The organism is Bradyrhizobium stylosanthis (assembly GCF_001641335.1).
Classification (GTDB): Bacteria; Pseudomonadota; Alphaproteobacteria; order Rhizobiales; family Xanthobacteraceae; genus Bradyrhizobium; species Bradyrhizobium stylosanthis.
In genome coordinates, this window is the sequence record NZ_LVEM01000001.1 from 1,708,159 (window position 1) to 1,728,752 (window position 20,594).

The window sequence follows — 20,594 nt, forward strand, 5'->3', positions numbered from 1 at the left end:
ATTCGAGATGGGGATGTAGCGGCGGCGGCTGCAAAGCGCAACCGCCCGAACCGCAATCGTCAGTCTTGTCCTAAGCCTTAGTAGAGACCACCGGTGCCCGGCCGCATGAAGAAGCCGGAATCCGGCTGCTGCTGCTGCGAGGCCGGCATGCCGCCGCCGCCGCGCCCGTCCGCGTCGGCCACGCCAATGACCGAATAGTTATCCGGCGGCGCCGTGCCCGGCTTGAAGGCCTCCAAAATGGTTCCGCCGGTCTCGCCGGGGCCGGCGCGCATGCCGGTCTTGGAGACGACGCGAACCAGCTTGATGCCGGCCGGCACCTTGAACGGAACGGCGGGCTTGTCGGCGAGCGCGAGCTTGAGGAAATCGCGCGCGATGGGCGCGGCCAGATGGCCGCCGGTCGCGGCGTTGCCCTTACCGAGCGCGCGCGGCTTGTCGTAGCCCATGTAGATCGCAACCGCGACGTCGGGCGAGAAGCCGACGAACCAGGCGTCCTTGGCCTCGTTGGTGGTGCCGGTCTTGCCGGCGATCGGCTTGCCGACCTCCTTCACCACGGTCGCGGTACCAGCCTGCACCACGCCTTCCATCAGCTCGGTGATCTGATAGGCGGTCATGGAATCCAGCACCTGCTCGCGGCGGTCGATCAGCTGCGGCTCGTTCTGGTTCTTCCAGCCGCCCGGTGCATCGCAGCCGCGGCATTCGCGCTGGTCGTGCTTGAAGATCGTGTGGCCGTAGCGGTCCTGGATGCGGTCGATCAGCGTCGGCTTCACGCGGCGGCCGCCATTGGCGAGCATCGAGTAAGCCGTGACCATGCGCATCGCCGTGGTCTCGCCGGCGCCAAGCGCGTAGGAGAGATAGTTCGGCAGCTCGTCATAGACGCCGAAGCGGCGGGCATATTCGCCGATCAGGGGCATGCCGATGTCCTGCGCGAGGCGCACCGTTACGGTGTTGAGCGACTGCCGCAGCGCGTTGCGCAGCGTCACCGGTCCCTGGAACTTGCCCGAGGAGAAGTTTTCAGGCCGCCACACGCCGGCGCCCTGCCCCTGGTCGATTTCGATGGGCGCATCGAGCACGACGGTCGACGGCGTGTAGCCGTTGTCGAGCGCGGCCGAGTAGACGATCGGCTTGAACGACGAGCCCGGCTGCCGGTAGGCCTGCGTGGCGCGGTTGAACTGGCTCTGGTCGAACGAGAAGCCGCCGACCATCGCGAGCACGCGGCCGGTCCACGGATCCATTGCGACCATCGCGCCGGACACTTCGGGGATCTGGCGCAGGCGGTACTGGCCTTCGACCGGCTGTCCCTCCTTGGTGTAGAGCGGATCGGCGTAGATCACGTCGCCGGGCTGCAGCACTTGCGCCACGGAGGTCGGGGTCCTGCCCTTGGCGTTGCCCTGGGCCGCCCGCGCCCAGCGTACACCGTCGACGGTGACGAGGCCGGTCTCGCGCTGCTTGCTGATGGCGCCGCCGAGCTCGCGGCTCGGCTGGAAGCCGATACGCGCCGATTGGTCGCTGGTCTCCAGCACCACCGCCATGCGCCACGGCGAGATGTCGGACAGCGACTTGATCTCGGCGAGCTTCACGCCCCAGTCACCGGAGATATCGAGCTTGCTCATGGCGCCGCGATAGCCCTGCTGCTCGTCATAGTTCACGAGCCCGGCAACCATGGCCTTCCGCGCCATGACCTGGATCTTCGGATCGAGCGTGGTGCGGACAGACAGGCCGCCCTCGTAAAGCTTCTTCTCGCCGTAGCGCTCGAAGATGTCGCGGCGGACTTCCTCGGCGAAATATTCGCCGGCGAAGGTGTGGGCGCCGTTGGAACGGTTGGTGACGGCCAGCGGCTCCTTGCGCGCCTTGTCGGCGTCGGCCTGCTTGATCCAGCCGTTCTCCAGCAGACGATCGATCACATAGTTGCGGCGCTCGACGGCACGGTCGCGGTTGCGGACCGGATGCAGCGTCGCCGGCATCTTCGGCAGCGCGGCCAGATAGGAGGCTTCCGCCACCGTCAGCTCGTTCACCGACTTGTCGAAATAGACCAGCGAAGCGGCCGCGATGCCGTAGGCGCCGAGGCCGAGATAGATCTCGTTCAGATACAGCTCGAGGATCTTGTCCTTCGAGTAGGTCTTCTCGATGCGCATCGCCAGCAAGGCTTCCTTGATCTTGCGCGAGAAGGAGACCTCGTTGGTCAGAAGGAAGTTCTTTGCGACCTGCTGGGTGATCGTCGAGGCGCCCTGCGGACGGCGGTTGGAGCCGAAGTTCTGCAGGTAGAGCACGCCTGCGCGCGCCATGCCGGTGTAGTCGATGCCACCATGCTCGTAGAAATTCTTGTCCTCGGCCGCGAGGAAGGCGTTGATCACGAGCTTGGGCACCGCCTGGATCGGCAGGTACAGCCGCCGCTCCTTGGCGTATTCGCCGAGCAGCGAACCGTCGACCGCGTGGACGCGGGTCATCACCGGCGGCTCGTAATCCTGAAGCTGAGAGTAATCAGGCAAGTCCTTGGAGAAATGCCAGATCAGGCCTGCCACGGCTCCGACACCGACAAGGAACACCACCGTTCCCGCGGCGAACAGGAAGCCCATGAACCGCACCAGCAAGCGCATTATCTGTTTATCCGTTCAAACTCTGGATCAGCCCAGTATCAGCCCCTTGGCACCCGAAACTGGCGCCAACCTCACGTCGCGAATTCACCGGCCTACGCAATCACATCAAGGCCGGGCCTAAAGACGCTTGCCGAGCGGGATTCTCTCCGATTCCGGAACCCCCTGCGGCGTTTTTATAAAGCGTCCGCTGTGGCCAAACTAGGGCCTTTGCGGCAGGACGGAAAAACCCGTCTTCAATTCGACGCGCCGGCGCTTGTCGCCAGCCGTTTGGCCAGGAACCCGTCGATCGCCTGCGCCATCGAGCCCACGGCCTTGGACCGCCAGCCCTCGGACACCAGGTGCTCGAGGTCGCCCTTGTTGGAGACGTAACCGATCTCGACCAGCACCGAGGGCACGTCCGGCGCTTTCAGCACCCGGAAACCGGCCGATTTCAGCGGATGCTTGTGCATCCGCACCGTCGACTTCATTTCGCCCATCAGCAGATGGGCAAAACGGTTTGAAAACGTGCGGGTTTCCCGCTGCGTCAGGTCGATCAGGATGTCGGCAACGTCGGTCGGCTCCTCCGCAAGGTTGAAGCCGGCGATGGCGTCCGCACGGTTTTCCGCGTCGGCCAGACGCTGGGCCTCGGCGTCGGAGGCCTTGTCGGACAGGGTGTAGATAGTGGCGCCCTGCGCATCGCCCTCGGCACGCGGCAGTGCGTCGGCATGGATCGATACGAACAGCGCCGCCTTGAGGTTACGGGCGACTTTGACCCGGTCGTTGAGGGGGATGAACGTGTCGTCGTCCCGCGTCAGCACCACGCGATACTTGCCGGCCTTCTCGAGCCGGTCGCGCAGCGACACGGCAAAGGCCAGCACCAGGTTCTTCTCGCTCTCGCCGCTCGATTGCGTGCCGTTGTCGATGCCGCCGTGGCCGGGATCGATGACCACGACCGGCCTGCCGTCAGCCTTCTGCTGCGTTGCTTCGGGCGCCGGCGCGGCGGGAACCGTTTTCGGTGGCGCATCGGCGATGGCGGGCCGCAGCTCGGGACGGTTCTCCGGGGCCAGCGCCTGCACGAAGGCGGCGCGGTCGACCTCCTCCAGTTCGAGCACCAGCCGGGCCGGCTGGCCGTTGGCCGCTTCCACCACGTAGGAGTTTGCGATCTTGGCCGGTCCCGCCAGGTCGAACACGATTCGCGAGCCGCCGGGCATGACCAACCCGTAGCGGAAGGCCTTGACCAGCCCCCGTCCTGCGACCCCGGTGCCCGCAGGCAGCTGAAAATTGACCTGCGGCACGTCCACGACCACCCGGTAGGGGTCGGCGAGCGTCACGGCGCGGAAGGTGACGGTCTGGTCGATGTCGAGGATGAAGCGGGTCTGCTTGCCATCGCCGGCCAGCCGGGCCGCCGAGGCGATTGGAAAATTCGTCACCGCAACAGAGGGTTGCGGCTGCCCTTCCGCCGCGCTCAAACGCGAGGAATCGGCATACGGCAATGCTGCGGCGCACAACAACGCGCATCCCAGCAAAATCCATTGATTTGTGCGGCTCGCCACCGATTCCGTGCCTCCGAGCAGCCTTTTTAACGCAATAGAACCACAGGGTTAAACGATCCTTAATGACAGAATCGCGAAACTCGCTGACTGTGACCGCCGTGCGACGCTCCCTTGCACCGTTGGCCCATTCCTCGTATGTACGGAATGCTGACGGCCGATATTTCCGGTTGTGTCGCATTCAGCCTCCCGGTGCAGCGCCGGAGCTCCCAAGATTTGGGAATTCCAGCGTTTTCCGTTCTCCTCCAAGACCAGCGCGGTGCGCGGCAACGAGGTGGAACGGGCCAAGCCCCGGCGGCGGACGGTCCCCGGATACCACTTCCGTGTCCGGGACGGTTCTGACAGCGGCGTAACCCATTACCCGGTCCCTTGATCCCAAGGGGGCGGTTCGTGATCCCCAGGGCGAGCGCGCTCGCGCCATGCCTGGCCAGCAGCAACTGATTGAGGGGCGGCCTCGCCGCCCAATGTTTCATACGGGCCGACGCTTGATGCGCCAGACTGTGCCGACGAACTCTGAAGGATCATTCGCGACGCTGCGGAGTGACAAACCCGCGCGCCGCAATGGTCCTGAAGCTTCCGGTTCGGCAAGGCGCGAGAGACGGCGTTTCGGCCTTCCCCTCACCCCCGAATCAGGTGGACCGTCGCGTCACCCGGCAGCGCAGTTTGCGCCCACGGTGAGTCGCGCCCGCCGCCGCCAAGAGTTAAGACATGCCCAACAAGATGTTGATCGATGCCACCCACCCGGAAGAGACCCGGGTCGTCGTGGTCCGCGGCAATCGCGTCGAAGAGTTTGATTTCGAGACCGCGCAACGCAAGCAACTGCGCGGGAACATCTATCTCGCCAAGGTCACAAGGGTCGAACCCTCCCTGCAGGCCGCTTTCGTTGAATATGGCGGCAACCGCCATGGCTTCCTCGCCTTCAGCGAAATCCATCCCGACTACTACCAGATCCCGGTTGCCGATCGGCAGGCGCTGATCGAGGCCGAGGAACAGGCCCATCGCGAGGCCGAGGAAGAGAGCGAGAACCGCTCCCACGGCCGCCGCCGCTCGCGCCACCGCAACGCCCGCCGCCGCGGTCATGGCGAGCGCGTGCGCAGCGAGATCGTCGAAGGTCTCGACGCAAATGGCGATGCCGCTGCCCAGCCGGTCGAGGGCGAAGCTGCGAACACCGAGGGCGCGCCGCACGAGGGCGAGCACCTGCACGCCGATGCCGGGCATCACGGCGAGCACGACGGCCACGACCACGAGCATCACGACCACGACCATGGCGATCATGATCACCACGATCATGACCACGCCGCGCACGCGCATGATGACCACCATCACGCCCATGCCGACGATCACGCCCATGCCGACGATCACGCCCATGCCGACGATCACGCGCACGACCACGACCATGGTCACGATCACCATGACCATGACCATGCCGGCGAGACGCCCGCCCCGGTCGCGGCGGTCGGCGCCGAGCCCGTGGTCGCCAGCGAGACCGCTGCCGAGCCGCAGGAGGTGCAAGCCTTCGAAGCTCACAGCTCCGAGCCGCACGACGAGGCTTTCGCCGAAGCCGTGACCGCGGCCGCCGAGCCGGCTGACGCCGTGTACGGCGAGAGCGGTGAAGCACCGCATGCCGAAGCCGCGGAAGCAGCCGGCGAAGACGACGACGAGGACGAGGACGACGGCGAGGAAGCCGAAGAGGAAGTCGTCGAATCCGTCGGCGGCGACGACGTGCTGGAGGAAGTGCCGGAGCGCACCTTCCGCCCGCGCCGCCAGTACAAGATCCAGGAAGTCATCAAGCGCCGCCAGGTCATGCTGGTGCAGGTCGTCAAGGAAGAGCGCGGCAACAAGGGCGCGGCGCTCACGACCTATCTCTCGCTCGCCGGCCGCTATGCCGTACTGATGCCGAACACCGCGCGCGGCGGCGGCATCAGCCGCAAGATCACGAGCGCGCAGGATCGTTCCCGTCTGAAGGAGGTCGTGCAGGATCTCGACGTGCCCGAGGGCATGGGCATCATCCTGCGCACCGCAGGCGCTGCCCGCACCAAGCCCGAGATCAAGCGCGACTTCGAATATCTGATCCGGATGTGGGAGACGGTTCGCGACCTCACGCTGAAGTCGCAGGCACCGACCCTCGTCTACGAGGAAGGTTCGTTGATCAAGCGCTCGCTGCGCGACCTCTACAACAAGGAGATCGACGAGATTCAGGTTGCCGGCGATTCCGGCTACCGCGAAGCGCGCGACTTCATGAAGATGCTGATGCCCGCCAATGTCAGCGCGGTGAAGCAGTATCGCGACGGACAGCCGCTATTCTCGCGCATGGGGGTCGAGAGCCAGCTCGATGCGATGTTCTCGCCGACCGTGCAGCTACGCTCCGGCGGCTATATCGTGATCAACCAGACCGAGGCGCTGGTCTCGATCGACGTCAACTCCGGCCGCTCGACCCGCGAGCACCATATCGAGGACACCGCGCTCAAGACCAACCTGGAGGCGGCCGAAGAGGTCGCCCGCCAGCTTCGCCTGCGCGACCTCGCCGGCCTGATCGTCATCGACTTCATCGACATGGACGAGAAGCGCAACAACCGTGCGGTCGAGCGCAAGCTGTCCGATTGCCTGCGGCAGGATCGCGCCCGCATCCAGGTCGGCCGCATCTCGCATTTCGGCCTTCTGGAGATGTCGCGCCAGCGCATCCGCGCCAGCGTGCTCGAGAGCTCGACCGATCCCTGCCCGCATTGCGGCGGCACCGGCCATGTCCGCTCGGTGTCCTCGGTGGCGCTGCAGCTCTTGCGCGGCCTCGAAGAGATCCTGATGAAGGGCGCGACCCACAATCTCGTGGTCCGCACCCGCACCGACGTCGCGCTCTATGTGCTGAACCACAAGCGCGGCCATCTGCGCGACCTTGAGAACGGCTTCAAGGTCACGCTGGCCGTCATCGCCGATCCCAGCGTCAGCGGTCCGCAGGCCTACCTCATCGACCGCGGCGAGCAGGTGCACACGCTCGAAGCCGCCAAGGCGCTGCTCGTTGCGCAGGCCGCTGCGAGCCCGCCGCCGCTGGCTGAAGAAGCCTATGACGACGAGGAGTTCGATCCGGAGCTGGAATCCGAGATCGAGACCGAAGAGACCGAAGGCCTCGCTGAAGAACAGGCCGGCGAAGCGGCCCCCGAGCAGGACGGTCAGCGCCGCAAGCGCCGCCGCCGCCGCCGTGGCCGCGGTGGCCAGCGCGACGGTGAGCTGCGTGAGGATGCCGCGGCGAGCCCGTCCGAGCCGGCGATGGTCGCGGGCGAAGGCGAGGAAGAAGCCGAGTCCGAGCAGGATGGCGAGGAAGGTGACGAGCAGGCCGCTCGTGGCGAGCAGCAGGGCAGCGGCGAGCGCCGGCGCCGGCGCGGTCGCAGAGGTGGACGTCGCCGTCGCGGCGGGAACGAGGAAGGTCTCGCCGGCTCCATCGGCGACGAGCTCGCTGGCGGCGCGCCTTCGGAAGCCAGCGATGCGGTTGCCGATTTCGACGGTAATGGCGGCGAGGCTGCGCCCTCGATCGCGCAGGCCGAGCACACCGCCGAGCCGCAAGTCACGCAACACGATGCTCAGCCCGACTACCGGACCGAGGTTCCGCCCGCGACGCCGGTCGCGCCCGAGCCGGCGCCCGCCGCCGTCGTGGAAGACGAGCCCGCCGACGACAAGTCCGCGCGGCGCCGCTCCACGGTCCGCGAGAAGGTGAGCTTCATGTCGAGCAGCGCGAGCGAGCCGGCAGCGCCGGTTGCCGCGGCACCGGAGCCGGTTGCTCCGCCTGCACCGGCCCCCGAGCCTGCGCCGGAAGCGGCCAGCGAGACGCCGGCCACGCCACGCCGCGCCGGCTGGTGGTCGCGCCGCTTCGGCGGCGGCGAATAAGCCGGACACGGAATAAAAAACGCCCGGCCAAAGCCGGGCGTTTTTCGTTTCAGTGGCTCGCGATATCGCTACGACGGCAGCTCGTCATCCCCGAGCGGCGCGACGTCGCGCGCGGCGATCTGGCGAAGCTGATCGTAGAGATCGGGCGCCTCGCTGGTGCAGAGACAGACGCCCGTGGCGGAAGGCCCCTCGCCGGCGTTGAGGTAGGCGTGGCCCATGGTGCTGTCGATGTACATGCCGTCGCCCTCGCCCAAAATCTCGGGCGCATAGAACTCGGTGTGGACGGCGACGCGTCCGCGCGTCACCACGAAATACTCCTCGCCGGCATGGCGCAGCAGGGGCCCAAACTCCTCCAGCGAGCGCGCACGGACTTCGGCGACGATCGGCACCATGCGTTTGCCGATCAGGTCGGTGCATTGATAGGTGTAGGTGTAGAACTTCGTGGTGATCACCTGGCCCTGCCCGGCCCGGCTGATGCTCCGCCGCGCGGTAACCGGCCGGCCCTGCGCTGGCGCCGCGACCGCCGGATTGAACAGCTCGGCAATCTCCATCTTCAGGCCCGAGGTGAGCTGAAGCAGCTTGTCGTAGGTCAGCGACATCAGGCCGTTCTCGACCTTGGACAGGGTCGAGAGCGCCATGCCGGTCCGCTCCGCCACCTGCTTCAGCGTCAGGCCACGCGCCTGACGGGCGGCCTTGAGGCATTGGCCAAGCTGGGAATTGGCAATTTCAGGGGGCGTGGTCTCGCTCATGGCGCAATGCTAGCACGGCCGCGGAAAAATAGTTGATCGATCGGCCTAATCTTTTCGGCCGATACGAGCCAGATCGGCCCTATACGAAAGCTCGAAGGCCGTCCCGGCCGCTATCAGCGAACAAAACAGGGAGGTTTGACGATTATTAATGCGTCGCCTTCGCTTTCCGATATGCTAAATTGTTTTCATAATCTGAAAGGGAGCGTCCGTGTCCGGACTTTGCGATTCCAGCGCCGTTGAGCTGCGCCGCCTGCTGTCTGCCAAGGCGATCTCGCCTGTCGAGCTGCTCGACGCCTGCCTGTCGCGCATCGCCGCCGTCAACGGCGCCGTCAATGCCGTCGTGACGCTGGACGAACCGGGCGCGCGCGCTGCCGCAAAGGCGGCGGAGGCGGAAATCCTGCGCGGCGGGGATCGCGGCGCGCTGCATGGGCTCCCGGTCCTGATCAAGGACACCCAGGACACCGCCGGGATGCGCTCCACCTATGGCAGCCCGTTGCTGCGCGACAACGTGCCCGTCGCCGACCAGGGCTCGGTCGCGCGCTTGCGCGCGAGCGGCGCCATCATCTTCGGCAAGACCAACACGCCGGAATGGGCGGCGGGCGGCAACACCCGCAACCCCGTGTTCGGTGCCACCGGCAATCCGTTCGATCCGATGCGCTCTGCGGCCGGCTCCTCCGGCGGCTCGGCGGTGGCGCTCGCCTGCGGCATGGCCCCGCTCGCCTCGGGCTCCGACACCGGCGGGTCCTTGCGCAATCCGGCCGGCTTCTCCGGCATCGTCGGCATGCGTCCGTCCTACGGCCTCGTGCCCAGCGAAAAGCGCATCTTCGGCTGGTCGAACCTGTCGACCGACGGGCCGATGGCGCGCAATGTCGCCGATACCGCGCTGATGCTCTCTGCGATGGCGAGCGACGATGCCCGCGATCCGCTCGCCTACACCCTGCCCGGCGAGCCTGTGCGCGCGCGGGCCGAGCGCTGGGCCGCGCCGCATCCCGCCGATCTCGGCAAGCTGCGTCTCGCCTTTACCGAAGACTTCGGCTTCGCGCCGACCGAGCAGGCGATCCGCCGCGTGTTCCGCCATCGCGTCAGCAAGCTCGCGCCGCTGTTCGCCGAAAGCCGCGAGTCAACGCCCGACTGCACCGGTGCTGACGACGTCTTCGCCGTGCTGCGCGCCGGCATGTTCCTGGCGACGCACGGCAAGAACTACAAGGAGCGTCCGGAGATGCTCGGTCCGAACGTGCGTGCCAATGTCGAGGAAGGCCTCGGCTACACGCTCGAGGACCACGCCCGCGCCGCCACGATCCAGACGCGGATCTATCGCGCCTGGCAGGCCTTCTTCGCAAATTGCGATGTGCTGATCAGCCCGACCATCACGCTCAGCCCGCGTCCCTGGTCGGAACTCTATCCCGCCGAGATCGACGGCGTGCCGACCAAATCCTATTTCCACTGGCTCGCGCTCGCCTATGCCGTCACGCTTCCCGGCCATCCCGCGATCAGCATTCCGCTCGGTCTCGATGAGGCCGGCCTGCCCTTCGGCCTTCAGATCGTCGGCCCGCGCGGCGGCGATGCCATCGTGCTCGCGGTCGCCGCAAGCATCGAGGCTGCGTTCGCGCACGATGCCCAAATGTGCCGGCCCGTGCCCAATCTTGCACGGCTCGCTGCCGCGCCGCCGCTGTCGGCCGCGCCCGATTTTCTCACCTGGGAATGACCCGGGTCTGACAGGAGATTTCTTCCGATGCAAAGCGCGATCATTCTCGGCGGCGGCATGGTCGGTGTGGGTGCGGCGCTGCACCTGCAGCGGCGCGGCTGGGCCGTCACGCTCGTCGACCGCAGGGAGCCCGGCCGCGAGACCAGCTACGGCAATGCCGGGATGATCCAGGCCGAAGCCGTGCGCCCCTATCCGATGCCGCGCGACCTCGCCACGCTGCTCAAGATCGCGACCGGCCGCACCAACGACGTGCGCTACAGCCTGTCCTCGCTTCACCGCCATATCGAGCCGCTGCTGCGCTACTGGTGGCATTCGGCGCCGAAGCGGCATCGCGAAGCCATCGTCGGATGGGCGCGCCTGATCGGCTATGCGACGAGCGAACACGACATCCTCATTCGCGAGGCCCATGCCGACAACCTGATCCGCCGCGCCGGCTACCGGGCGCTGTACCGCGATGCCGCCGACCTGGAGCTCTCGGTCAAAAACGCGGAACAGGATGCGCGCGAGTTCGGCGTGAATTTTCGCGTGCTGTCCGGCAGCGAATTGACCAAGGCCGAGCCGATCCTGCGCGACGATCTGCCGGGCGCCATCCACTGGCTCGACACCTGGACGGTGTCCGATCCCGGCGCGCTGGTCACGGCCTATGCCGAGCTGTTCCAACGCCTCGGCGGCCGGATCGTGCTCGGTGATGCGCAAAGCCTGCAGCAAACCGCGACCGGCTGGTCGGTCGACACCGATCCGGGGCGCATCGACGCCGCGCACGCCGTCGTGACGCTCGGACCGTGGTCGCCCGATCTCCTGTACAAGTTCGGCTATCGCATCCCGCTGGTGCGCAAGCGCGGCTACCACATGCATTACAGCGGCGGCGCCTCGCTCGATCTGCCGCTGGTGGACAAGGGCAACGGCTACGCCATGGGACCGATGGCCAAGGGCATCCGCATCACCACCGGCGCCGAGCTGACGGGCCCGGATGCGCTCGCAACGCCCGTGCAGCTCGAAAGTGCCGAAGCCTCCGCCCGCGAGCTGATCGATCTCGGCAAGCGCGCCGAGCCCGATCCGTGGTTCGGCACCCGCCCCTGCACGCCCGACATGCTGCCGGTGCTCGGGCAGGCGCCGCGCCACCCCGGCCTCTGGATGAATTTCGGCCACGGCCATCAGGGCTTTACGCTCGGGCCCGCAACGGGACGCCTGCTCGCCGAGATCATGAGCGGCGAGACGCCCTCGATCGATCCTGCGCCTTACCGGCCGGAACGCTTCTAGTCCTCCGCGCCTGCGGCGAGCACCGCGAGCGCGGCCGACAGGCGCATCAAGGGATCGTCCCATTCGCGCGGCGCTCGCTGGCGGAACAGCCGCATGGTCGGATACCACGGACTGTCCTCGCGATCCCTAAGCCAGCGCCAGTCGAGCGCGTAAGGCGTCAGCATCCACACCGGACGTCCCAGCGCGCCGGCGAGATGCGCCACCGACGTGTCGACGGCGATGACGAGATCGAGCGCCGCCACGGCCGCCGCGGTGTCGGCGAAATCGCCGAGCGCCGGCGCAAGGTCGATGACGTCTTTGCCGAGCGCGGCCAGCACCTCGGCATCCCCGGGCCGCGGCTCCTTTTGCAAGGAATAGAGCTGCACGCCCGGCATCACGAGGCGCGGCAGCACGGCTTCTGCTGACAGCGAACGCTGGCGGTCGCCCTTGTGCCTGGCATTGCCGGCCCAGACGACACCGACCTTCAGCGTCGTCACATCCGCAAGCGCCGCGCGCCAGCGCGACAGTCGTGCGGGATCGGCATGCAGATAGGGAACGTCCGCCGGGATGGTCTCGCGCGTGGTGCCGAAGATGCGCGGCAGGCTCATCAGCGGCAGTTGCAGGTCGAACGGAGGCAGCGGCGCGCCGCGCGCGATCACGGTGACGCCTTGAAGCTGCCGCAGCAGCGCGGCGAGCGCGGGCTGAACCTGCAGGATGATCCGGCCGCCCAGCGCTGTCACCATCGGCACATAGCGCACGAAATGCAGGGCATCGCCGAGCCCGTATTCGGCGAACAGCAGCAATGTCCGCCCCGCGAGCGGCTCGCCCTGCCATTCCGGCTCGGCGAATTCAGGATCGCCGTCCGACAGTGCCTTGCATCTGCGCCGCCAGCGATAGGCCTCGAAGCCATCGGCGAACTCGCCGTTCATCAGCATGAAATGCGCGTGGTTGTACTGCGCCAGCGGCTGCTCCGGATCGAGCGCGATGGCGCGATGCGAGACCGCGAGCGCCTCGTCGATATCACCGGCATTGCGCAGCGCGACCGCGAGATTAGCGTGGCCCTTTGCGTAAGCGGGATCGGCGACGACCGCGCAGCGGTGCGCGGCGACCGCGTCGCCGGCGCGGTCCTGCTTCTCGAAGATGATGCCGAGATTGGTCCAGGCCGGAGCGTGATCGGGCTTCAGCAGCAGCGCATGCTCGCAGGACGCGATCGCCTCCTCCAGATGACCGAGCTCGGAGAGGCAGGCGCCGAGATTGCTGGCGACCACATGATCCGATGCGTCGCGCGTAAAGACCTGCCGGTAGACCTCGTCGGCTTCCCGCAGTTGACCGGCCTCGTGCAGGACGAGACCGAGCAGGCGCATCGCCGGCACATTGTCCGGCGCGATCGCGATGGCGCGGCGGTATTGCACGATAGCGTCGTCGAGCAATCCTTGCCGGTAGAGCGCGGCGCCGAGATTGCACAGCACGCCGGGATCATCGGGATCAATTTCGAGCGCGCGGCGATAAGCCCCCTCCGCCTCGCCGAGCCGCGCCTGGTCGATGAGGAGATTGCCGAGATTGAGCCAGACGCCGCGATAGGAGGGCTCGCGCGCGATGACCGCACGATAGGCCTCTTCGGCTTCAGTGAGCCGCCCCTGTCCGGCGAGCACGACGGCAAGATTGAAGCAGGCCCGCGTCAGATGCGCATCGAGCGCCAGCGCGTGGCGGTAAGCAGCTTCCGCCTCCTCGAAGCGCGCGAGCTCGCCGAGCGCCACGCCGAGCTTGTTGTGCACGGTCGCATCGTCGCCCTGCCGCAGCAGCGCGCGGCGGAACGCCGCCACCGCCCCTTCCTGCTCGCCCTTCAGCGCCAGCGCATCGCCGAGCGTGACAAGCGCCGGTGCATGGTCGGGATCGACGCTGAAGATGCGGCCGAGCAGCGCCGCGCCCTCGGCCGCGCGGTCGGTGACGAAGGCTGTGACCGCCGCCAGATGCAGCGCCGGAACGTAATCCGGATCTGCCGCCAAAACCTGCGCGCACAGCGCATCCGCCTGATCCGGCCGCCCCGCAGCAAAATGCTCTGCCGCCTGCAACATGATCGGATTCACAGCCGCATTGCCCACGATACCACCCACCCCTCGACGCCTGAGATGCGGGTTAAACGCGCGAGCTCGCCAATTCCGTCAGTCGGCGCGCTCGGCAAGCAATGTCCTGATCCGCTCGGCATCTTCCGGTGTCGCCGGGTTATAGACGATCATGCTGAGATCGGGCCGGGCCTCGACATTGAAGCTCGAATATTCGAACGACATGGTGCCGTGCACGGGGTGGCGCAGCCGCTTGGTGCCGTCGCCATGATGGCGCACGTCGTTGTCGCGCCACAGCGACGCGAATTCCGGGCTGGTCCTACACAGCTCGTCAACGAAATCGGCGACATGCGAGACCGCGCCGGCGCGCGCGGCATCCGCCCGGAACGCCGCCACCACGAAGCGCGCCACGCTGTCCCAGTCGTATTGCGCGGCGCGCACGCGCGGATCGCAGAAGATGAAGCGCAGGATGTTGCGCTGGTCCGGCGGGATCGCGCCGTAGTCCGTCAGCACGGCGGTTGCCGCCCTGTTCCAGGCGACGACGTCCCAGGTCGCGGTCCGCACCAGCGCGGGGCTGAATGCGAGCGCGTCGAGCACGCGCTGCAGCCGCGGCGAGACGCCCTCGCTCGCCTGGTAGCGCACCTCCGGCGGACGGCCGAGGCCGATCAGGAACAGGTGCTCGCGCTCGACATCGGTCAGCATCAACGCGCGGGCGATGCGGTCGAGCACATCGGCCGATGGCGCCCCGCCCCGGCCCTGCTCCAGCCACGTGTACCAGGTCGGGCTGATATTGGCGCGCTGGGCCACCTCCTCGCGCCGCAGGCCGGGCGTGCGCCGGCGGCTGCCGCTGAGGCCGAACGCAGCGGCATCGAGCCGGGTGCGGCGGTCCTTGAGATAGGCCCCAAGCAGGTTTTCAGCCGAAGCGGTCTCGCTCATCCTGTTAGCTATTATACCCTGATAAGGTCACTACTTTACCCGGATAAGACTAGCGCAGATGGTCGTCTCCACCAACCCCTTCGCCAATCCCTGGAGATAGCTCATGCGTGTATTCGTCACCGGCGCCACCGGCTTCGTCGGCTCCGCCGTGGTTGCCGACCTGATCGCGAACGGCCACCGCGTCACCGGCCTCGCCCGCACCGATGCCGGCGCCGCCGCCCTCGCCGCGATGGGCGCGGCGGTCCATCGCGGCTCGCTCGAGGACCACGCGTCCTTGCGCAGCGGCGCGGCCGCCTCCGACGGCGTGCTGCACCTCGCCTTCAACCACGACTTCTCGAAGTTCGCTGACAATTGCGAGCTGGACCGCCAGGCGATCCTCGCGCTCGGCGACGAGCTGAAGAGCTCCGAGCGTCCGCTCCTCGTCACCTCGGGCGTGGCGCTGCTCGCGCCGGGACGTCTTGCGACCGAGGACGATGCGGCGGCGCGCCACTTTCCGCGCGTCTCGGAAGCGACGGCCGAAGACCTCATGCAGCAAGGGGTCCGCGCCGGCATCGTGCGGCTGCCGCCCACCACCCATGGCGAGAGCGACCACGGTTTCGTCCCGCGCCTGATCGCGATCGCGCGCGAGAAAGGCGCTGCGGCCTATATCGGCGACGGCAACAACCGCTGGCCGGCCGCGCACCGTTTCGACGCAGCGCGTGTCTACCGGATGGCGCTGGAGCAAGGCGCATCCGCGCGCCGCTATCACGCCGTCGCCGAGGAAGGCGTGCCCTTCAAGGCGATCGCGGAGGTGATCGGAAAGCGGCTCGGCGTGCCCGTGGTCTCGAAATCCGCCGACGAGGCGGAAGCGCATTTCGGTTGGTTCGCGCGGTTTGCCGCCGTGGACGTCCCGACCTCGAGCGCGAAGACGCGCGCCGCACTCGGCTGGGCGCCAAAAGAAAAAGGGCTGATCGAGGATCTCGACCAGCCCTATTACTTCAAGGTCTAGCGGCGCGTAGCGCCGTTAGATCCGGTTCAGTCCGTCGTGATGGCGGTTTCCATGTCCGTCGGATCGATTTGCCTCGCAAGGGCGGCGTTGAGCTTGTCGCGATCGAGCTCACCCTCCCACCAGGCGACGATCACGCAGGCCACACCGTTGCCGCAGAGGTTGGTCAGCGCGCGGCACTCGCTCATGAACTTGTCGATGCCGAGCACGATCGCCATGCCCGGCACGAGCCGCGGATCGACCACGGCGAGCGTCGCCGCCAGCGTGATGAAGCCCGCACCGGTGATGCCGGAAGCGCCCTTCGAGGTCAGCATGGCCACGACCAGGATCGTGAGCTGCTGGCTGAAGCTGAGGTCGAAACCGAGCGCCTGCGCGATGAACAGCGTCGCCAGCGTCATGTAGATGTTGGTGCCGTCGAGGTTGAACGAGTAGCCCGTGGGCACCACGAGGCCGACCACCGACTTGGAGCAGCCGAGACGCTCGAGCTTCTCCATCAAGGACGGCAGCGCGCTTTCCGAGGACGAGGTGCCGAGCACGATCAGCAGCTCGTCCTTGATGTAGGCGAGGAACTTGAAGATCGAGAACCCCGCCATGCGCGCGATGATGCCGAGCACGACGAACACGAACAGCGCCGCCGTGACGTAGAACGTCGCGATCAGGCCGACCAGGTTGAGGATCGCGCCGGTGCCGAACTTGCCGATGGTGTAGGCCATCGCGCCGAACGCGCCGATCGGCGCCGCGCGCATCACGATGGAGATGACGCCGAACACCGCATGCGCGGCATCGTCGATGAAGCTGCGGATGGTGTGGCCGCGCTCGCCCAGGCTCATGATCGCGAAGCCGAACAGCACCGAGAACAGCAGCACCTGCAGGATCTCGCCCTGCGCGAACGCGCCGACCACGGTGTCCGGAATGATGTGCAGCACGAAGTCGACCGACTTCTGGCCGGCGGCCTGCTTGGCGTAGTTGGCAACGGCAGCTTCGTTAGCCGCGGCATTGCCGAAACCTGCGCCCGGCCTCACCAGATTGCCGATGATGAGGCCGATCACCAGCGCGAAGGTCGAGACGATCTCGAAATAGACCAGCGCCTTGACGCCGATGCGTCCGACTTTCTTGGCGTCCTGGATATGGGCGATGCCCGAGACCACGGTGCAGAAGATGATCGGGGCGATCACCATCTTGATCAGCTTGATGAAGCCGTCGCCGAGCGCCTTGATCCAGTCGTTGGTGGCGACCGTCGGCCAGAGCCAGCCGACGATGGCGCCGAGCACGATGGCGATCAGCACCTGGACATAGAGAACCTTGTACCACGGCTTGGCTGCGGGCTGCGCGACCGGCGCTCCCGCCATCGTTGTCGTCGTCATTGTTTCACTCCCCCTCGAACTCAGAGCCAGCCAAGATCAACTTGGCCGGCTCTGTCAATTGGAACCAGTCGGAATGGTGCGCTTTACCCGCGGCGGTCGACGAGCCGGCGAGCCGCCGGCATCAGCGTCGCGCCCAGCGCGTTCTTCACCAGGGACGCTGCGATGAACGGCGCAAGGCCGACCTGCCAGGCCTTCGCGGCTCCCAGCCCGAGGCCGTAGGCGAGCCAGGCGAACCCGGCCACCAGTATGACGATATGACCGACGGCCATTGCCGCAAACAGCAGCATTACGCTGCGATCCCAGCCGCGCTCGGCGAGCCAGCCGGTGACGAAGGCCGCCAGCACGAAGCCGAACAGATAGCCCGCGGTCGGCCCGACCAGCGGTGCAATCCCACCCACGGGGCCCGCGAACACCGGCAACCCCATCGCGCCCTCGGCGAGGTAGGCGATCATGGTTGCGCTGCCAAGCCGCCAGCCATAGGCGGCGCCGATCATCAGCACGACGAGCGTCTGCAGCGTCATCGGCACATAGGGCAGCGGCAGGTTCACCTTGGCTGACAGCGCCATCAAGGCGGTGCCGAGCGCAATCAGCACGAACGCACGCAGCGCGCCGACTGTTTCGCCCGGACGGGTCGGCCACATCAATGCGGCGAGAGGAGAATGCGTGGCGGACGGGACGGAACGGTCAGACAAGTTGAACTCCGGAAGGCTGGCGAAAACTGGCGGCTATTTAAGCCAGTGAGCGATCCGGTCAACTGCCTCCCGCATCTCTTCTGCCGAACGAGCATAGGAGAACCGTATGAATGAACGGCCATGGATGGGATCGAAATCGACGCCGGGCGTCGCCGCGACATGGGCCTGCTCCAGCATCTGCTTGGCGAATTCGAAGCTGTCGGAGGTGAAGTCCGAGACATCGGCATAGAGGTAGAACGCGCCATCGGCCGGCAAGAACTTGCTGAGGCCGGCTTTGGGCAATCCCTCGATCAGAATGCGACGGTTTTCCTGGTAGCCGTGCTTGATCTCCTCCATCTCGGCTGCGCCGTCGAAGGCGGCCTCGGCCGCGATCTGCGACAGCGACGGCACCGAGATCGACAGGTTCTGCTGGAGCCGCTCGATCGGGCGCACCAGAAGCTCGGGCACGACCATCCAGCCGACGCGCCAGCCGGTCATGCAAAAATATTTCGAGAACGAGTTGATCACGAGTGCGTGGTCGGACAGCGCCGCCGCCGTCACCGCCGGAAACGCGTAGTCGAGCCCATGATAGATCTCGTCCGAGATGAAGCGGATCTTGGCGTCCTCCGCCGCCGCGATCAGGCCGGAGAGCGCCTCGCGGGACATCATCGTTCCCGTCGGATTGGCGGGACTGCCGACCAGCACGCCCTTCAACGGCGCCTTGCGATGAGCGGCGAGCAGCGCCTCTCCGGTGAGCGCATGGCGCGTCTCGTTCGTGGTCTCGATCAGCACCGGCTCGCAGCCGAGCGCGGTCAGGATGTGCCGGTACGGCGGATAGCCCGGCACCGTCACGGCGACGCGGTCGCCGGGCTCGAACATCGCCAGGAACGCCAGGATGAAGCCGCCGGACGATCCGGTCGTCACCACGATCCGCTCGGCGCTGACGTCGCACCGGTAGACGTCGCGATAATGCCGGGCGATGCGCTCGCGCAGGGATGGGATGCCGAGCGCGGAGGTATAGTCGATCCGGCCCGCCTCGAGCGCCGCATGGGCGGCCGCGATCGCGGTCTTCGGCGCGCCGGCCGCGGGCTGGCCGACCTCCATGTGGATGACATGGCCCCCGGCCGCCTCGATTCGGGCCGCCGCGGCCATCACGTCCATCACCATGAACGGGGGAACATCGCTGCGGCGGGAGGGATCAAGCCACTGCCCCAACCGGTTCCTCAATGTCGCATCGTGCATCGATTTCTGCTATTTCGCTGGCGGGCCGGCCGTCCGGTCCGGAAAACGGGGCGCTTGCGCCCCAGACTGGCCGTATTGTACGGCTCATAAGGGGTACGGCTCATAGGCCATATCGCGTATCCGGTCCGCCGCCAATCGCCAAAACCAATCACGAAACTGCTTGCCAGACCGTTTGACCCAGACCGTTTGATGTTGCTCCAGACCGCATTGCGCAAGAAGGCCTCCGCCCTCACCGCCGTCGTCACGGCGGCGGCGATCGCGCTGTCGCCGCTCCCCGCGGCACGCGCGCAGAGCAAGGGGCCGCCGGTGCTGCGCGACACCGAGACCGAGCAGCTCCTGCGCGACTACACCCGCCCGATCCTGCGCGTCGCCGGTCTGGAAAAGCAGAACATCCAGATGGTGATCATCAACGAGGCCTCGTTCAACGCGTTCGTCGCGGACGGCCGCCGCATATTCGTCAATTACGGCGCGATCCTCCTGTCCGAGACGCCGAACCAGATCATCGGCGTGCTCGCGCACGAGACCGGGCATCTGGCCGGCGGCCATCTGTCCAAGCTGCGCGAACAGCTCGCCAACGCCCAGACCCAGATGATCATCGCCATGTTGCTCGGCGCCGGCGCGATCGCAGCGGGCAGCACCCAGCGCAGCAGCGCCGGCAACAACGGCCTTGCCAATGCGGGCGCAGCCGCGATCGCGGGTCCCCAGGAAATGATCCGCCGGACGCTTTTGTCCTACCAGCGCCAGCAGGAGGAGAATGCCGACCGCGCCGGCGTGAAATTCCTGACCGCGACCCAGCAGTCGCCGAAGGGTATGTACGAGACCTTCAAGCGCTTCACCAGCGAGAGCCTGTTCGCCGCACGCGGTGCCGATCCCTATCTGCAGTCGCATCCGATGCCGGCCGAGCGCGTCGCCGCGCTGCAGGAGTTCGCGAGCACCAGCCCCTATTGGGACAAGAAGGACGATCCCGCGCTCCAGCTCCGCCACGACATGGTGCGCGCCAAGATCTCGGCCTTCATGGAGCGGCCGGAGACGGTGTATCGCCGCTATCCGCAGACCAACGACAGCCTGCCGGCGCGCTACGCCCGGGCTATCAGCACCTATCTGCACGGCGATCTGCGCAGTGCCCTCGCCCAGATCGACGCTTTGATCCAGGTCCAGCCCAACAACCCGTATTTCTACGAGGTGCGCGGCCAGGCGCTTCTGGAGGGCGGCAAGCCGGCCGAGGCCATCGCGCCCCTGCGCAAGGCTGTCGCACTCTCCAACAACGCCCCCCTCATCGAGATGTTACTTGGGCAGGCTCTGGTTGGATCGGATAATAAGGCCTACACGGAGGACGCCGTTCGGATTCTCCGGGCCGCCGTGGCGCGGGAACCGGAGGCTGCTCTCGGCTATATGCAGCTCGCGATGGCCTATGGCCGGAAGGGCGACTATGCCGAGGCCGATCTCGCCTCGGCCCAGGCCGCCTATCTGCGCGGCGACAACAAGACCGCCCGCGAGCTCGCAACGCGCGCGAAAACCCGTTTCGCCGTCGGCACGCCCGGATGGGTCAAGGCCGACGACATCGTGGCGGCCAAGCCACCGCGCAACTGACGAGAACGACGCCTTAAGACCACGACGTCACGACACCGAGCTTTGAGTCCG

At 66.9% G+C, this 20,594-nt stretch carries 14 protein-coding genes; 5 read left to right on the forward strand and 9 right to left on the reverse strand.

Annotation, left to right across the window (positions count from 1 at the left end):
• Nucleotides 1-77 precede the first annotated feature (77 nt).
• From A7X65_RS08290 to A7X65_RS43530, 3 genes are all read right to left on the reverse strand, one after another.
• Nucleotides 78-2,594, reverse strand: a complete 2,517-nt coding sequence (locus A7X65_RS08290; protein WP_063683756.1) for a penicillin-binding protein 1A — start codon at nucleotides 2,592-2,594, stop codon at nucleotides 78-80.
• A gap of 233 nt (nucleotides 2,595-2,827) precedes the next feature.
• The gene (locus A7X65_RS08295; protein ID WP_063683757.1) at nucleotides 2,828-4,126 is read right to left on the reverse strand and encodes an N-acetylmuramoyl-L-alanine amidase; all 1,299 of its coding nucleotides are present in this window, start codon (nucleotides 4,124-4,126) and stop codon (nucleotides 2,828-2,830) included.
• Nucleotides 4,127-4,741: 615 nt separating this feature from the next.
• On the reverse strand, nucleotides 4,742-5,650 hold the full coding sequence (locus A7X65_RS43530; protein WP_283806133.1) for a hypothetical protein: 909 nt from the start codon (nucleotides 5,648-5,650) through the stop codon (nucleotides 4,742-4,744).
• Here A7X65_RS43530 and A7X65_RS08300 point away from each other — a divergent pair.
• On the forward strand, nucleotides 5,630-7,999 hold the full coding sequence (locus tag A7X65_RS08300; RefSeq protein ID WP_283806134.1) for an Rne/Rng family ribonuclease: 2,370 nt from the start codon (nucleotides 5,630-5,632) through the stop codon (nucleotides 7,997-7,999). The genes A7X65_RS43530 and A7X65_RS08300 overlap by 21 nt on opposite strands.
• A 68-nt stretch (nucleotides 8,000-8,067) precedes the next feature.
• Here the strand turns inward: A7X65_RS08300 and A7X65_RS08305 are convergent, their stop codons facing one another.
• Complete coding sequence (locus A7X65_RS08305) at nucleotides 8,068-8,748, reverse strand: helix-turn-helix domain-containing protein (protein WP_063683759.1); 681 nt, start codon at nucleotides 8,746-8,748, stop codon at nucleotides 8,068-8,070.
• 208 nt (nucleotides 8,749-8,956) lie between these two features.
• Between A7X65_RS08305 and A7X65_RS08310 the strand changes: the two genes are divergently transcribed.
• Together A7X65_RS08310 and A7X65_RS08315 are read left to right on the forward strand one after the other, a co-directional pair.
• A complete protein-coding gene (locus A7X65_RS08310) occupies nucleotides 8,957-10,453 on the forward strand; it encodes an amidase (RefSeq protein WP_063683760.1) in 1,497 nt (498 codons plus the stop codon).
• Between the two features lie 27 nt (nucleotides 10,454-10,480).
• Nucleotides 10,481-11,713 (forward strand): NAD(P)/FAD-dependent oxidoreductase, encoded by a 1,233-nt coding sequence (locus tag A7X65_RS08315; protein WP_063683761.1) that lies wholly within the window; start codon nucleotides 10,481-10,483, stop codon nucleotides 11,711-11,713.
• On the opposite strand, the gene A7X65_RS08320 is transcribed toward A7X65_RS08315, so the two are convergent.
• Both A7X65_RS08320 and A7X65_RS08325 read right to left on the reverse strand, forming a co-directional pair.
• Nucleotides 11,710-13,767, reverse strand: coding sequence for a tetratricopeptide repeat protein (locus A7X65_RS08320; RefSeq protein WP_082884910.1), 2,058 nt, complete (start codon nucleotides 13,765-13,767; stop codon nucleotides 11,710-11,712). The two genes, A7X65_RS08315 and A7X65_RS08320, sit on opposite strands and share 4 nt — an antisense overlap.
• An 87-nt stretch (nucleotides 13,768-13,854) precedes the next feature.
• Nucleotides 13,855-14,691: a helix-turn-helix transcriptional regulator gene (locus A7X65_RS08325; protein ID WP_063683763.1), complete on the reverse strand. Its 837-nt coding sequence runs from the start codon at nucleotides 14,689-14,691 to the stop codon at nucleotides 13,855-13,857.
• A gap of 103 nt (nucleotides 14,692-14,794) precedes the next feature.
• Between A7X65_RS08325 and A7X65_RS08330 the strand changes: the two genes are divergently transcribed.
• Nucleotides 14,795-15,679, forward strand: coding sequence for an SDR family oxidoreductase (locus A7X65_RS08330; protein WP_063683764.1), 885 nt, complete (start codon nucleotides 14,795-14,797; stop codon nucleotides 15,677-15,679).
• Between the two features lie 26 nt (nucleotides 15,680-15,705).
• Here the strand turns inward: A7X65_RS08330 and A7X65_RS08335 are convergent, their stop codons facing one another.
• The 3 genes from A7X65_RS08335 to A7X65_RS08345 form a co-directional block, all read right to left on the reverse strand.
• Nucleotides 15,706-17,040, reverse strand: a complete 1,335-nt coding sequence (locus tag A7X65_RS08335) for a dicarboxylate/amino acid:cation symporter (RefSeq protein WP_063683765.1) — start codon at nucleotides 17,038-17,040, stop codon at nucleotides 15,706-15,708.
• An 83-nt stretch (nucleotides 17,041-17,123) separates the two neighbouring features.
• Nucleotides 17,124-17,681 (reverse strand): biotin transporter BioY, encoded by a 558-nt coding sequence (locus A7X65_RS08340; RefSeq protein ID WP_063683766.1) that lies wholly within the window; start codon nucleotides 17,679-17,681, stop codon nucleotides 17,124-17,126.
• A gap of 84 nt (nucleotides 17,682-17,765) precedes the next feature.
• A complete protein-coding gene (locus A7X65_RS08345) occupies nucleotides 17,766-18,953 on the reverse strand; it encodes a pyridoxal phosphate-dependent aminotransferase (protein WP_063683767.1) in 1,188 nt (395 codons plus the stop codon).
• A 189-nt stretch (nucleotides 18,954-19,142) separates the two neighbouring features.
• Between A7X65_RS08345 and A7X65_RS08350 the strand changes: the two genes are divergently transcribed.
• Nucleotides 19,143-20,543, forward strand: a complete 1,401-nt coding sequence (locus A7X65_RS08350) for a M48 family metalloprotease (protein WP_063683768.1) — start codon at nucleotides 19,143-19,145, stop codon at nucleotides 20,541-20,543.
• Nucleotides 20,544-20,594: the final 51 nt, after the last annotated feature.